The organism is Yunchengibacter salinarum (genome assembly GCF_037658235.1).
Lineage (GTDB): Bacteria > Pseudomonadota > Alphaproteobacteria > Sphingomonadales > Kordiimonadaceae > Yunchengibacter > Yunchengibacter salinarum.
Map to the genome: position 1 here is coordinate 200,716 of NZ_JBBJLN010000007.1, position 13,502 is coordinate 214,217.

12 protein-coding genes and 1 rRNA gene are annotated in these 13,502 nt (G+C 63.7%); 5 read left to right on the forward strand and 8 right to left on the reverse strand.

Annotation, left to right across the window (positions count from 1 at the left end):
* Positions 1-63 precede the first annotated feature (63 nt).
* From WGH93_RS09625 to WGH93_RS09635, 3 genes are all read right to left on the reverse strand, one after another.
* Positions 64-957 (reverse strand): hypothetical protein, encoded by an 894-nt coding sequence (locus WGH93_RS09625; protein ID WP_374764666.1) that lies wholly within the window; start codon positions 955-957, stop codon positions 64-66.
* A gap of 3 nt (positions 958-960) precedes the next feature.
* A complete protein-coding gene (locus WGH93_RS09630) occupies positions 961-1,980 on the reverse strand; it encodes a diacylglycerol/lipid kinase family protein (RefSeq protein ID WP_374764667.1) in 1,020 nt (339 codons plus the stop codon).
* A 161-nt stretch (positions 1,981-2,141) separates the two neighbouring features.
* Positions 2,142-2,765, reverse strand: coding sequence for a DUF2141 domain-containing protein (locus WGH93_RS09635; protein WP_374764668.1), 624 nt, complete (start codon positions 2,763-2,765; stop codon positions 2,142-2,144).
* Positions 2,766-2,959: 194 nt separating this feature from the next.
* Between WGH93_RS09635 and lptF the strand changes: the two genes are divergently transcribed.
* The 4 genes from lptF to WGH93_RS09655 are packed head-to-tail and all read left to right on the forward strand — an operon-like array spanning position 2,960 to position 8,055.
* Complete coding sequence (gene lptF, locus WGH93_RS09640) at positions 2,960-4,150, forward strand: LPS export ABC transporter permease LptF (RefSeq protein WP_374764669.1); 1,191 nt, start codon at positions 2,960-2,962, stop codon at positions 4,148-4,150.
* The gene (gene lptG, locus WGH93_RS09645) at positions 4,147-5,343 is read left to right on the forward strand and encodes an LPS export ABC transporter permease LptG (RefSeq protein WP_374764670.1); all 1,197 of its coding nucleotides are present in this window, start codon (positions 4,147-4,149) and stop codon (positions 5,341-5,343) included. The genes lptF and lptG overlap by 4 nt, the downstream gene beginning before the upstream one ends.
* Before the next feature lies 1 nt (position 5,344).
* Positions 5,345-6,922, forward strand: a complete 1,578-nt coding sequence (locus WGH93_RS09650) for a lipopolysaccharide biosynthesis protein (protein ID WP_374764671.1) — start codon at positions 5,345-5,347, stop codon at positions 6,920-6,922.
* Positions 6,919-8,055 carry a GNAT family N-acetyltransferase gene (locus WGH93_RS09655; RefSeq protein ID WP_374764672.1) on the forward strand — a complete coding sequence of 379 codons (1,137 nt, stop codon included), beginning with the start codon at positions 6,919-6,921 and terminating at the stop codon, positions 8,053-8,055. The genes WGH93_RS09650 and WGH93_RS09655 overlap by 4 nt, the downstream gene beginning before the upstream one ends.
* Before the next feature lie 37 nt (positions 8,056-8,092).
* On the opposite strand, the gene WGH93_RS09660 is transcribed toward WGH93_RS09655, so the two are convergent.
* Both WGH93_RS09660 and WGH93_RS09665 read right to left on the reverse strand, forming a co-directional pair.
* A complete protein-coding gene (locus tag WGH93_RS09660) occupies positions 8,093-8,875 on the reverse strand; it encodes an SDR family NAD(P)-dependent oxidoreductase (RefSeq protein ID WP_374764673.1) in 783 nt (260 codons plus the stop codon).
* Between the two features lie 30 nt (positions 8,876-8,905).
* Entirely contained in the window at positions 8,906-10,126 is a 1,221-nt protein-coding gene (locus WGH93_RS09665; protein ID WP_374764674.1) for an acyl-CoA dehydrogenase, read from the reverse strand.
* A 169-nt stretch (positions 10,127-10,295) separates the two neighbouring features.
* Here WGH93_RS09665 and WGH93_RS09670 point away from each other — a divergent pair, with 169 nt between their 5' ends.
* Positions 10,296-11,447 (forward strand): acyl-CoA dehydrogenase family protein, encoded by a 1,152-nt coding sequence (locus tag WGH93_RS09670; RefSeq protein ID WP_374764675.1) that lies wholly within the window; start codon positions 10,296-10,298, stop codon positions 11,445-11,447.
* Between the two features lie 75 nt (positions 11,448-11,522).
* Here WGH93_RS09670 and WGH93_RS09675 read toward each other — a convergent pair whose 3' ends face one another.
* The 3 genes from WGH93_RS09675 to rrf form a co-directional block, all read right to left on the reverse strand.
* On the reverse strand, positions 11,523-12,095 hold the full coding sequence (locus WGH93_RS09675) for a superoxide dismutase family protein (protein WP_374764676.1): 573 nt from the start codon (positions 12,093-12,095) through the stop codon (positions 11,523-11,525).
* 34 nt (positions 12,096-12,129) lie between these two features.
* Entirely contained in the window at positions 12,130-13,137 is a 1,008-nt protein-coding gene (locus WGH93_RS09680) for a Gfo/Idh/MocA family protein (protein ID WP_374764677.1), read from the reverse strand.
* 288 nt (positions 13,138-13,425) lie between these two features.
* Positions 13,426-13,502, reverse strand: a 5S ribosomal RNA gene (gene rrf / locus WGH93_RS13220); the annotation flags it as partial.

A 13,502-nucleotide genomic window follows, 5' to 3' on the forward strand; every position in this document is an offset into this window, starting at 1 on the left:
GCGCCCGTCGGATGGGTCCGTGGGCGGGATAGTGGCGGGTCCAGAGGCCGAACGATCGGTTGGTCAGCGGAAGGCGCCTTTTCGGCGTAATTGCCAGAACAGCCGGAGGCCGGAGCGGATCGGATGTCGGCGCATGGCGTCCGTCACCGGGACGGGCACGCCGGAATGGCGCTCGATCTTCCAGGCCAGATAATCAATGCCGCCATCAAAGGTGGCGGCTGCCTTGATCAGGCGCAGAAAGCTGACCGTTTTGCCATTGACACGCCTGAGCCACCAGTACCAGCGCGCCGCTGTCGGACCACGCGCCGCCTGCGGAGGAAGATGGGGCAGCATCAGCGGCGTCAGCTTTTCATACCGGGCCGCGTCCAGGGCGTGGATTTCGTCCCCCTTGCCGCCTTTTTCCGAGCGCAGCTCAGCACGATAGGTCTGGCGAAAGGCCGTTTTCCAGAGCCCGGCATGATCCGCATCCGGCGCCATGGGCCGGGCATGGGCCAGCATGGTGGTCACCGCCCGCCCCACCTGATCGGCGATATGGCGGCGATCCGCCCGGCTGCGGGCCTGCAACAGCAGAACCGGCTGGGAAAACCGCGCCCAGACCGACACATTCAGACAATCGGGGGACACGCGGCGGGCCAGGTCATCCAGGGAAAGCACCGCCACCTTGGACCGCAGCACCTGATCGCCCCACCGGGTTTCATGGTAAAATACATTGGGCGGCAAAACGCGATTGGCCACCGCCAGCCAGGCCCGGTCATAAACTGGCCGGTACCGGTCCACCAGCACATAAAAATCGAGGATTCGATCCGCCACCTGACCGGTGCGCAGGCAAGAGCCGTAAAACAACACACCCGCCACACCGGGGGAAAAACGATCCGCCACATCGCGGGCGGCGGCATCGATGGCGCCTGGAACGGATTTGGCGTCCCACTCCGCCAGAATGGCCGCGCCGGGGGTCACGGCTCAGAGCCGGACAAATGTAAGCGCCCGGTCCCCCCGCACGGTGATGGGCACACCCGGCTTGGGCGTATAAATTTCGCCGTCCAGGGTCAGGGGATCGGTGCATTCCAGCACCACCTGATCGCTGCGCCGGGTATGAGCGCCCTTCACGGTGGTGCGGCCAAACCAGCGCCCCAGCACGGCAACGAAAGCCCGCATCACATTGGCCGTGCCCGGTTCCACCGCGGCGAAGCCAAGCCCACCCTGACCTTCCCGGCCAAAGGGCTTGAGCCCGAACAGCAGGCTGTTGAGCGAGGTCACGAAAACCGCCATATATCGCCCTTCCAGCGCGCCGCCCCCGCGCACCCTGATACGCATGGGGTTGGACCGCATCAGCTTGCGCTGCGGGCCGATCGCCAGAGCCGCGCCCAGCATGGTGAACAGGGAAACACCATGCGCCACCACATTGGGCAGGCCGCGCGCATAGGCATGACGCCGACACCAGAAAATCGCCTTTACCACCCCGGCAGCCCCCAGAAAGGTGCCCACCCTGGGCGGCGTGCCGTCACCCATATCCAGTTCAAGCAGGTTCCGGCTGGTGAGCCGATCCGCCAGCTTGCCCCGGCGCAACAACGAAAGCGCGCGCCGCAGAACCTTTTCCGGGCACCCCCTGGCGCCCAGATCGGCGGCAGTCATGTTGGTCTTGCCGCCGGGCAGCAGCACGATGGGCGGGATCACCTTGAACGGCGACCGGTGCAGCAGGGCCGCCAGCACCATGCCGATGGTACCATCGCCGCCATTGATGATCAGAACCGCGGGATTGGCGCGGGCCAGCAGGGCCAGGGCGTCATCCACGCTGGCAGGGCCATCCAGTTCGTAATGCACCACATTGCCGCTTTCCGAGACCAGGCGACGGACCTTTTCCATGCCCCCGGCATTGGTTGTGCTCTTGGGATTGGAAATCAACCCGACCATGGGCACCACGGCGCCGCTTTTTACTGTTGACCGGTCCAGTTGCATCGCATCCCAATCCTGTTCTGGCATTCAGCGGGCCAGATCCGCAATAAAACCTCGCATCGGGCCCTGCCCGACGCGGCATCTCGGTTGCGCCTGATTTAGCCAAACTTGACCCGAAAGGCAAGAGGAAGGCCCCTCACATATCCGTGGCTTTCTCTGGCGTGTCTTCCAAAAACGCCCGTGGGGTCTTATCTGCGCCGGAGACGGCGGCGTTTTTTCTTTTCGGGTGCGTCGCTGCCGAACATATAGGTGAGCCGCACATCCATATCCTGAACACCGGGCTCGGCGGTGAACACCACCTTGTCGAAATCGGGCTTCCCCAGCCCCAGTTCCGGGTTGCGGGAAAAGCCGAACCCTTCGGAGAAGAAGTCCGCCTTGCCGTTGGCGTTCCGATCATGCAGCACCACAAGCGCCTGTTCCCCGGCTTTGGGCAATGGCACGCAGACCGTCTGATCATGATCCTCGGCAGGCACATCCACCCGGATCAGTTTGGCGCCCTTGGCCAGAAAATCATCCGGGTCGGGGCCATAAATCTGCACCCGGATATTGCCCTCCGCCTCGGTAATATTGCTCACATGCACGCGAACACTGGCCTCGCCGGAACCGGGCTCGCAGTCATCGCCCAGATAGCCCGCCGCGTTTTCCAGCGTGGTGGGGGGCGGCCTGCCGCTTTCGGAATCAGCCGCCTCTTCCTGAAGCGGCGCGGCGGACAGGCCCGCAAGAGGCAGCGAAAACACACCCAGTACCAGGGCTGCCTGGCGCAGGATGCGAACCGGGGACACAACCGAACCGGCACGGACAAACGGGAACATCAGACTCTCCTTACATGTTGACAGCCCAGGGCCGCGGCATTGGCCCGGCAAGGCCCTGGCGGCCCGGAACACCGCTTGCTCCACCCCTGCCGTGCGATCATGGCCGGAATATGGTGGCCCAAAGGCAGGATGTGGCAAGGCGGGAAGCCGCCATTGCCCTTGCATCCACCCCTAAAGCAGTGTAGCGCCAAACTATGCTCTCGCGTCTTGACAGATATGTGCTCCGCCAGGTGATGACTCCCATGCTCATCACGCTGGGCATTGCCGCCCTGCTGCTGATTCTGGAGCGTATGCTGCGTCTTTTCGACTTCGTCGTCAACGAAGGGGGGCCGGTGGGCGTGGTCTTTCGCATGTTGGCCAATCTTACGCCGCACTATATGGGGCTGGCACTGCCCGTCGGCCTGTTCCTGGGCGTTCTGCTGGCCTTTCGCAAGATGTCCCTGAACAGCGAATATGACGCCATCGTGGCCAGCGGCATCGGCCTGCCCCGCCTGATGCGCCCGCTGCTGCTGCTTTCCCTGCTGCTGGTGGCGATCAATATGGCCCTTGTGGGCTGGGTTCAGCCGCACAGCCGCTATGCCTATCGCGGGCTGGTGTTCGATCTGCGCTCCGGCGCGCTGGGTGCCAGCATCCGGGTGGGTGAATTTGTCGAGGTGGGCGACAACATGGTTCTGCGGATCGAGGAATCCCGCAATCAGGGCGCCGATCTTTATGGCGTTTTTCTGGAACGGCGGGACGAACGCGGCAGCATGTCCGTCACCGCCGAGCGTGGCGGCTTCTATGCCACCGACAATGATCAGACCGTGCTGCTCAGGCTGTTCAACGGCATGTTGGTGGACCTGAACGAAAGCCAGGAAAAACCCCGCGTCCTCACCTTTGACGAACAGGATCTGGCGATCGACCTGCCCACCAGCACGCCGTTTCGGTCCCGCGGGGGGGAAGAACGGGAAATCACCCTGCCCGAACTGATGCAGATGAAAGACGACCCGACCCTGAGCGATGGGCGCCGGAACGCCTTTGAAGCCCAGTTCCATTGGCGGCTCATGCACAGCATCACCTTTTTGATACTGCCCTTTCTGGCCGCCCCCATGGGCCTGACCAACAAGCGCACCGGGCGCAGCACCGGGCTTGTGGTGGGGCTTGGCCTGCTGATCGTCTATAATGAAGTGATGGAAGGCATGGAAACCGCCGTGGCCGCGGGCATATCGCCCTATCTCAGCATATGGGCGCTGTTCACCGGCTTTGCCCTGCTCAGCCTGTTCTTCTATCATGTAGCAGCGCACCGGGCGGGCGGCGACCCGCTGGCCTGGGTCAATGCAAGCTGGAACATGGTGGCGGGGCCGATCGGGCGCCTGTCCCGCAAGCTCATCGGGGTGCATGAATGACCGCCGCGCCAGCCAGCCGCCCGATCTCCACCCTGCGGGCCCTGCGCCGACGTTTCCTGCCGTCGCGCACCCTGTCCACCTATATGGCCAGGATGCATCTCACACGCTTCTTCGGCGTTCTGCTGGGGCTGACCATGGTGCTCCAGATTCTCGACCTGCTGGCACAGAGCGACGATATCCTCTCTGCGGAGGGCGCGTCCTATGCCTCCATCATCAGCTATGTCTCGCTGCGGCTGCCGCAACTGATCAGTCAGTTCGCGCCGTTCGTGGCGCTCCTCGCCACGCTTTTGACGCTGGCCACGCTGAACCAGCACAGCGAAGTGATCGTCATGAAAGCGACGGGGCTGTCGGCCCACCGTATTCTGAGCCCCATCGGGCTGGCCAGCCTGATGATCGCGGGCGCCCATTTCGCGTTCAACGAACTGATCGTGGCCGATGCCAGTCGGGAACTGGATTACTGGGCGAAGAATGATTATGCGGTGGACCTGCCGCCCCCCACCGAACTGGGCGGTCAGGTCTGGCTGAAAGACGGTGAAAAGCTGGTTCGGGTGGGGCGCGTAAGCCGCGTACATGACCGGATCGTTCTGGACCGGGTTGCTATCTTCAAGCGGGAAGGCACATCACGACTCGTGGAACTCGCACGCGCCGACTTCGCCTGGTATCGCGATGGCCGATGGACCCTGCATGAGGTGCGCCGCTTCGACACGCAAAGTCACGCCCTGTCCATTCAACCCACCGAGCCGGTGGACCTGAATGTGTCGCCGGGGCGCTTTACCCTGCTGGACATCAAGCCCGATCATCTGCCGTTCGCCAGCCTGTGGTCCAAGATCGAACAACGCCGGGAAGAAGGGCTGGCAACCGACCGCCTGATGGCCAGCTTCCTGCAAAAGATCGCCGGGCCCGCCGCCAGCATCCTGATGCCGCTGTTGGGGGCCGTGGCCGCTTTCGGCATTCATCGCGGCGGCAGCCTGTTCCTGCGCCTGGTGCTGGGCATGGCGCTGGGCTTCACCTTTTTCGTGGCGGACAATTTCATGCTGGCCATGGGGGAATTCGGCGTCGCCCCGCCCATTCTGGCCGCATGGGCGCCCTTCCTGCTGTTCCTGCTGGTGGGGTATGCGGTGCTCTTCTACAGCGAGGAAGGACAGGTGGGCACCAAACTGGCCCGATGGCGCAGCCGACGGCGGCGTGGCTGACATGGCGACGGCCCAGGGCAATGGCAATCACCGCGTGGCGGCGGGCGCGGGCAAAGCCTTTCTCGGTCGGTTGGGCGCGCTGATCGAAGTGGCCAGCCTGATCGCCTTTGGCTGGGCCTATGGCGCCGAAACATTCGGGCTGTATGCCGCGCTCTGGTCTTATGTGAAGGTGCTCTCCGCGCTCAGCGATGTGGCCATGACCACCGCCCTGCAACGCTTTGTCCCCCTGGCCGAGCAGTCCGGCGACCATCAGCCCGCCGAGCGGGCGGGGGCGGCGCTGAAGCTGTCCGTGGGCATAGGAATCGCGCTGGCGCTGGCCATGACCGCGCTGGCCCAGCCGCTGGGCCGGCTGATCAATGCCGGGGCCGAAGACAGCGCGGCGCTGGCCGGGATCATCCGGCTTTATGTGTGGACCGTGCCGCTGTGGACCTGTGTGGAAAGCGCCACCGCCGCCATTCGCGCGCGGCGCACCTTCGGCCCGGAAATCAAGGTGCGCATTTTCGTGGAACAGGGCGCCCGGCTGGTGCTGGGGCTGGGCTTTGCCGGATTGGGGCTGATGACCTTCGGGCTGTTCGCCGCGCATCTCGTCTCCACCGCCATAGCCGGGGCGCTGGCGCTCAGGCTGGTCAGCCGGGCCTATGGCCTGCGGGCGGTGCTGCGCGCGCCCGTACTGGCGCCGGGCAACCGGGCCATGCTGGGATACGGGCTGGCGGTCATGCCGGCGGCCCTGACCAAGAAGCTGTTTTCCGAAGTGCCGGTCATGGCCCTCAACGCCATGCTGCCGGGGGCGGACGGCGCGCGGGCGGCGGGCTTTTATGCTATTGCCCGCAAGGTGGCAAGCGCCCTGCAAGCGGTGCGGCTCACATTCGATTATGTGATGGCACCGCTGGCCGCCGAACGGGTCAGCCGGGGTGACCGGGCCACACTGGCCAGCATGGGCGCCTTCGCCACCCGCATCGCGCTGGGCCTGGCCTTGTTGCTGGGGGCGACCCTGATCATGATGCGCCACGACCTGCTTGCCCTGATGCGCCCCGACTTCATGGCCGCGGCCAGTGCCATTGTGATTCTGGTAGCGGGCCGGGTGCTGGAAGCGGCCACCGGCCCGGCCACGGCCCTGGTGGAAATGCTGGGCCACCACGCCCTGCCCGCACTGAACAGCCTGGCCGGGCTTGTGGTGATGGGCGGTCTCGGATTGTGGCTGATCCCGCCCCACGGCCTGAACGGCGCGGCGGTGGCCGCCGCCGCCGGGCTGAACACCACCGCCCTGCTGGCCCTGTGGCAAACGATGGCGTTGTTCCGGCTCAACCCCTATGGGCGGGCCATGATCCGGCCCCTTGCGGTGGCGGGGGGGCTGGCGCTTCTCATCCTGCTGGCGGGCCGGGGGATTGCCCTGCTCGGCCCACCGCCTGGAAGCCTTCTTGTGATCATGCCGCTCTTGCTGCTATCAGCGATGGCGATCTTCATCCGCGCCGGGCTGACCGGGCCGGATGAAACGGCGCTTGGGCGGCTGGGGCGGCTTGCCCGGCTGCTGGGGCGGCGCAAGGATCAGCCACCCGAAACGGAAAGGGATGCCCCGTGACCACCACTATCCGGCCCGTTCGCACCAAGCGGGATCTCAAGACCTTCATCACCTGCACCCGGCACATCTATCGGGATGATCCGAACTGGATACAGCCGCTCACGCTGGAGCGGCTGGACGCGCTGCAAGCCCACAAGAACCCCTATTTCAACCATGCGGAGGTGGCCTTTTGGCTGGCGGAGCGCAATGGTCATGTGGTGGGGCGGGTTTCGGCCCAGAGCGACCGGCTGGCGCAGGATCGCTATGGCACGGACCTGGCCCATTTCGGCTTTTTCGAAGCGGAGGATTTCGAAACCGCCCGCGCGTTGATGGAAACCGCCGAAGCCTGGGCGCGGCAGCGGGGGCTGACCCGCGTGCAGGGGCCGTGGTCGCTGTCCGCCAATGAACAGGCGGGCCTGCTGGTGGATGGCTTCAACACGCCGCCGGTTTTCATGATGCCCCATGGCAGGCCCGATTATGATGGCTGGCTGAAAGACCTGGGTTATGGCGAGGCGCGGGACATGCTGGCCTATGAACTGGACCTGCACCCCGGATTCCCGGAAAAAACCCATCGCATCGTCAAGCTGGCCAGGCGCAACAAGCGGCTGAATGTGCGCGAACTGGACATGAAGCACTTTGACCGCGACCTTGCCCTTATCATGGATATCTTCAACGAAGCCTGGTCCGACAATTGGGGCTATGTGCCCTTCACGGAAGAAGAAGCCGCCCATGCGGCCAAGGCGCTGAAGCCCATCGTCAAGCCCTATCGCACCATGATCGCGGAAGTGGACGGCGAACCAGCCGCCTTCATGGTCACCATTCCAGACGTGAACCACAAAATCCGGGACCTGAACGGCAAGTTGACACCGATCGGGCTGGCCAAACTGTTATGGCGCCTGATTCTGAGTGGCCGGGAGGACCGGATGCGGGTGCCGCTGATGGGGGTGCGCAAGGCCTATCAACGCGGGCCGATCGGTGCCGCGCTCGCCATCTGGATGATCAGCGACAGCCGCGACAATGTGGTGGATCGCGGCGCCACCTTTGGCGAACTGGGCTGGATACTGGAAGACAATGACGGCATGAACAAGATTCTGACCGACATAGGCTGCAAGCCATACAAGACCTATCGGGTCTATGAAAAAGGGCTGGCCTGAACAGCCAGCCCCACGCCGTTTTCACCCGACCGGGCGATCAGATCAGCGCCGCGCTGTGGGCGCCGTCCACAGGCAGGGCCACGCCGGTAACGAAGCTGGCCGCGTCGCTTGCCAGCATCAGCATGGGCGCTTCCAGTTCATGCAATTCGCCCACACGGCCCGCCGGGGTTTTGGCCACCATGGCCTTGCCGCGCTCGCTGTCCAGGAAGGTATCGTTGATTTCCGTCTTGAAATAGCCGGGGCAGAGCGCGTTCACCCGGATACCGAACCGCTGGAATTCCAGTGCCATGGCGCGGGTCATCTGCACCACGCCCGCCTTGGAAACGGCATAGGTCATCTGCATGGGCGCCACACCAAGGCCGAGAATGCTGGCCGTGTTGATGATGCTGCCCGACTGGCCCGCATCGCGCAGGCGGCGGGCGGCCTCGGTGGCGACCCGCCACATGCCCTTGAGGTTGGTGTCCATGGTGATGTCCCAGGCATCCTCGGTGCTGTCCACGGCCCATTCGGGCACCGCCAGCCCGGCATTGTTGCAGACCACATCGGGCAGCCCCAACGCGGATTGAGCCTGATCGAAGGCGGCTCGCACACTGTCGCCATCGGTGACATCCAGCGCCACGGCCAGGGTGCGACGGCCCGTCTCCCCGGATATTTCGTCCGCCAGCGCCTTCACCCTGTCTTCCCGGCGGGCGCCCAGCACCACATCGGCCCCGGCGCGGGCCAGGGCACCGGCGAACTGGGCACCGATACCGGAACTGGCCCCGGCCACCAGGGCCACCTTGCCGGTCAAGGAAAACATGGTCTCCACAGTACGGGTCATACGCCCCTCCCCTTTTTTGAAAACGTGCCCTTAGCCGGTGAACGCCTGAAGCCCGGTTATGGCGCGCCCCAGGATCAGGGCGTGCACATCATGCGTGCCTTCATAGGTGTTCACGGCTTCCAGATTCATCGCATGGCGGATGATATGATATTCGTCCGACACGCCATTCCCCCCATGCATGTCGCGCGCGGTGCGGGCGATATCAAGCGCCTTGCCGCAATTATTGCGCTTCATCATGGAAATCATTTCGGGGCTGAAGCTGTCCCCGTCCATCAGGCGGCCCAGCCTGAGCGCCCCTTCAAGGCCAAGGGTGATATCCGTCATCATGTCCGCCAGCTTTTTCTGCACAAGCTGGGTATTGGCGAGCGGGCGGCCAAACTGCTTGCGGTCCAGCGTGTATTGCCGGGCCGCGAAAAAGCAGAATTCCGCCGCGCCCATGGCGCCCCATGCAATGCCATAACGCGCCCGGTTCAGGCAGCCGAACGGCCCGCCAAGGCCGCTGGCGTGGGGAAGCAGATTTTCTTCCGGCACGAACACGTCGTCCATCACGATCTCGCCGGTAATGGAGGCCCGGAGCGAAAACTTGCCCTCGATCTTGGGCGCACTCAGCCCGTCCATGCCCTTTTCCAGAATAAAGCCGCGAATCTTGCCGTCATGGGCATCCGACTTGGCCCAGACCACGAACACATCCGCGATCGGGCTGTTCGTGATCCACATCTTGGCGCCGGTCAGCCGGTAGCCGCCGTCCACCTGCCTTGCGCGGCTTTTCATCCCCGCCGGGTCGGAGCCCGCGTCCGGCTCCGTCAGGCCGAAGCAGCCCACCAGTTCCCCGCTGGCGAGACCGGGAAGGAATTTTTGGCGCTGATCCTCGCTGCCATAGGCATAAATCGGGTGCATCACCAGTGAGCTTTGCACGGACATGGCGGAGCGATAACCGCTGTCCACCCGCTCCACTTCCCGCGCCACAAGACCGTACGAGACATAGGATGCCCCGGCGCAGCCATAGTCCTCCGGCAGGGTGATGCCCAGCAACCCCTGCTCCCCCAGCTCCGTCATGATCTCGCGGTGGAATATCTCGTGCCGGTTCGCTTCCAGCACACGGGGCATCAGCCTGTCGGTGCAATAGGCCCGCGCCGCGTCACGGATCATGCGTTCCTCTTGCGACAACTGCTGATCCAGAAAGAACGGATCGTCCCAGTGGAAGGGCACGATTCCCTTGGGATAATTCATCGCGGGCTCACGCTTGCTCATGCTGCATCCTTGTTGAACCGGGGACAGCCCGCCCCGACCTTAGGGAGGACCGTTGCATTGGAAACTTCCGACCCAGAGGCTAGTGCGCCAAAAGGCGTGCGGCAAGGGGCGCTTGTCACACAGGATCAGGGGTGTACCTTTTCACGGGGGAAACAAGGGAGGACGATCCATGCCGTTTGATCAGGAAACGCTGGGCCAACTGCTCGCCACGCTGGAACGCTTCGTTGCCGAACGCATGATCGTGAACGAACCGATTGTGGAGCGGGACGGGGCCATTCCGGCGCCTCTGGTGCAGGAAATGCGGGATTTGGGGCTGTTTTCGCTGTCCATCCCCGAAGAATATGGCGGCCTTGGCCTGACCATGCGCGAGGAAGTGGAAGCCGCCCTGATACTGGGCCGCGCCGCGCCCGCCTTCCGGTCCATCTTCGGCACCAATGTGGGCATCGGCTCACAAGCCATCGTGATCGACGGCACCGAGGCACAGAAAGCCTACTGGCTGCCCCGGCTCGCCAGCGGGGAGGTGATCGGCTCCTTCTGTCTGACCGAACCGGACAGCGGCTCGGACGCGGGCGCGCTCAAGACCAGCGCCCGGCTGGACGGCGACCATTATGTGCTCAACGGCACCAAACGCTATATCACCAATGCCCCGATCGCCGGGCTGTTCACGGTCATGGCGCGCACCGACCCGGATACACGCGACCATAGCGGGGTCAGCGCCTTTCTGGTGCCCGCCGACACAGCCGGCATCCATATCGGTCAGCCGGAAAGGAAGATGGGCCAGAAAGGCGCCCCCGTGGCGGATGTGGTGTTCGACGACTGCCGGGTTCCGGCGGAAAACATCATTGGCGGCGTGCCGGGCCGGGGCTTCAAGACGGCCATGAAAGTGCTCTCTCGCGGGCGGCTGCACATCGGGGCAAGCTGTACAGGGCTGGCAAGCCGCGCCCTGAACGATGCCGTACGCTATGCCAGGGAGCGAAAACAGTTCGGCCAGGCCATCAGCGACTTCCAGCTCATTCAGGCCATGATCGCGGACAGCGAAACGGAAATCCAGGCATCCCGCGCCTTGGTGCGGGAAGCGGCTTCGGCCATGGATGCGGGCGAGGACGTGCGGCGCCAGGCGAGCTGCTGCAAGCTGTTCGCCAGCGAAATGGTGGGCCGCGTGGTGGACCGGGCGGTGCAAATTCATGGCGGGGCGGGCTATATCGCCGACTATGGCGTGGAGCAGCTATACCGCGATGCCCGCCTTTTCCGCATCTATGAGGGCACCACCCAGATTCAGCAGATCATCATCGCCCGCGACGTGATCGCCAACATGGAATAGCGCCCCATGGAAAACGCCCCCAAAGCGGGAGCGTTTCCTGTTTCGGATCATCGTATTATACGGACTTTCAGGGCCCTAGTGTTCGTGCTTGATACGGGTCACGACACCGCAGGCGATGCGGCCACCCGCGCCCGCCTGTTCGCCGTAACTGTCCGGGTATTGATGCACGATCACGGCGCTGCCGTCCGAATCCATCAGGGAATTGTCGGCGTCCGGGTTCAGGCTCACCAGATCGGTGAACATCTCGGCATTGGCGATCTCGTCCCCCTCGGCATGGATATTGGGCAGGTCGCCCGCGTGGCGGCCATCCCCATGATAAAAGCCGTGGCTGTTTCCTTCCGGGTTATAATGACCCCCAGCCGCCTTGAAGCCGTCCTCGCAGCTTCCCGTTTCATGCAGGTGGAAACCGTGCGCTCCGGCGGGGATATTGGTCAGCGATGCCTTTATATGCACGCCCTGATCGGTTTCGGTCAGCACCACTTTGCCGATCTCCCGGCCATCCTGATCATGCATCATGGCATTGGCCGTGTGCTGATCATGGGCCGTGGCCCCCTCTGGCGCCAGACCGAGAGACAAGGCACTCACGGCCAGGGCGCCAAGCGCCGCCATACCGGTTTTCCGCTGCCACTGGCGTCTATGTAATGTCATGGATATCCTCCTGATTCCTGGCCATGATGATCAATCATGTGGTCTTGAGATGGCCATTCTCCCCACCCTCAACAACCCCCGGCGCCGATGCCGCCTGCTGTATACGCTCCAGCACCCGTGTGGTGCGAAGACTGTCGGCCAGGGTCGGTGCCGAAGACTGACCGGCCTCAACGGCGGCGGCGAATGCGCGTAGCATGTCCACATAGGCATTGCCGCGGGAATATGTGAGCGCGCGCCCCGCACCATTCTTAAGCCGGATGTGAATATCCGATTGCGCGTTGATCTGGTTAAAGGGCTCCATGATCTCCACCTGGCCGCGCTCCCCCATGATATGCAGGCGCTGGCTGCGCTCGCTCCGCATGGATGCATGAAGGCTGGCAAGCCCGCCATCAAAGGTCAAAACGCAGGCCAGCCCCACGTCCATGGGAATATCAGGGTGAAGCTGCCGATCCGCCACAATGCGGGACGGCTCCTGCCCCATAAGGCGCAGCGTGCTGTCCACCAGATAGGCGCCGATGTCCCAAAACACACCGGCCCCCAGCTCCGGCTGAAAGCGAATATTGGACGGGTCTTCCTTGAAATAGGTGAAATAGCCGTTGATCCCCGTCACCGGGCCGATTTCACCCGCCGCAAGAATGGCCTGAACGGCCCGCCACTGCGGATGAAAGCGATACATGAAGGCTTCCATGACGAACAGGTCCGGGTGTGCTTCGCTCGCCGCCTGCAAGGCCATGAGAGACTCCGCATCCAGCGCGACCGGCTTTTCCACCAGCACATGCTTGCCCGCCTCCAGCGCGCGTATGGCATAAGGCACATGCTGAACATGCGGCAACGGAATATATACCGCGGTGACGGACGAATCCGCCAACAACGCCTCATAATTGTCATGCGCCCGATCAATGCCGTGCTTGCGGGCGAACGCAGACGCCCGATCACCGCTGCGGGACGCCACGGCCCTGACCGGATGCCGCAGCCGCCGCATTGCGGGAACAAGGCGCTCCTCGGCAATTTTGGCGGTTCCGAGAATTCCCCAGTTCAGCATCGTCACAGCGCCTCCTTCGCCCACATCCTTTCCGCCGGACGCAGCCTGATGCGTCACCGCCCGCATCCGCGCCCTTGGCCCTGATGCTAAAGCAATGACTTGTGATTGGAACCCGGCGCGTGAGTGCTGTCGATAATGTGATCCCGGCGCCGGGGGTCAAAAAAGCGGAAAAACCACCACACCGACGGGATGTCAGACAGCAAAAGCCCGGCGGACCTTCAAGGTCACGCCGGGCTTTTACATTCATTTCAGTAAACAACGTGATTTTTTTGTATCATTGATGGGCGGATCTGGCGGCGACCTACTCTTCCGCGGCTTGAGCCGGAGTACCATCGGCGTAGGCCTGTTTCACTTCCGAGTTCGGG

Excerpts from the sequence above, each read along its gene's own strand:
- WGH93_RS09630 (WP_374764667.1), bottom strand. The coding sequence starts at position 1,980 with ATGCCAGAACAGGATTGGGATGCGATGCAACTGGACCGGTCAACAGTA.
- WGH93_RS09635 (WP_374764668.1), bottom strand. The coding sequence starts at position 2,765 with ATGTTCCCGTTTGTCCGTGCCGGTTCGGTTGTGTCCCCGGTTCGCATC.
- lptF (WP_374764669.1), top strand. The coding sequence starts at position 2,960 with ATGCTCTCGCGTCTTGACAGATATGTGCTCCGCCAGGTGATGACTCCC.
- lptG (WP_374764670.1), top strand. The coding sequence starts at position 4,147 with ATGACCGCCGCGCCAGCCAGCCGCCCGATCTCCACCCTGCGGGCCCTG.
- WGH93_RS09650 (WP_374764671.1), top strand. The coding sequence starts at position 5,345 with ATGGCGACGGCCCAGGGCAATGGCAATCACCGCGTGGCGGCGGGCGCG.
- WGH93_RS09660 (WP_374764673.1), bottom strand. The coding sequence starts at position 8,875 with ATGACCCGTACTGTGGAGACCATGTTTTCCTTGACCGGCAAGGTGGCC.
- WGH93_RS09665 (WP_374764674.1), bottom strand. The coding sequence starts at position 10,126 with ATGAGCAAGCGTGAGCCCGCGATGAATTATCCCAAGGGAATCGTGCCC.
- WGH93_RS09670 (WP_374764675.1), top strand. The coding sequence starts at position 10,296 with ATGCCGTTTGATCAGGAAACGCTGGGCCAACTGCTCGCCACGCTGGAA.
- WGH93_RS09675 (WP_374764676.1), bottom strand. The coding sequence starts at position 12,095 with ATGACATTACATAGACGCCAGTGGCAGCGGAAAACCGGTATGGCGGCG.
- WGH93_RS09680 (WP_374764677.1), bottom strand. The coding sequence starts at position 13,137 with ATGCTGAACTGGGGAATTCTCGGAACCGCCAAAATTGCCGAGGAGCGC.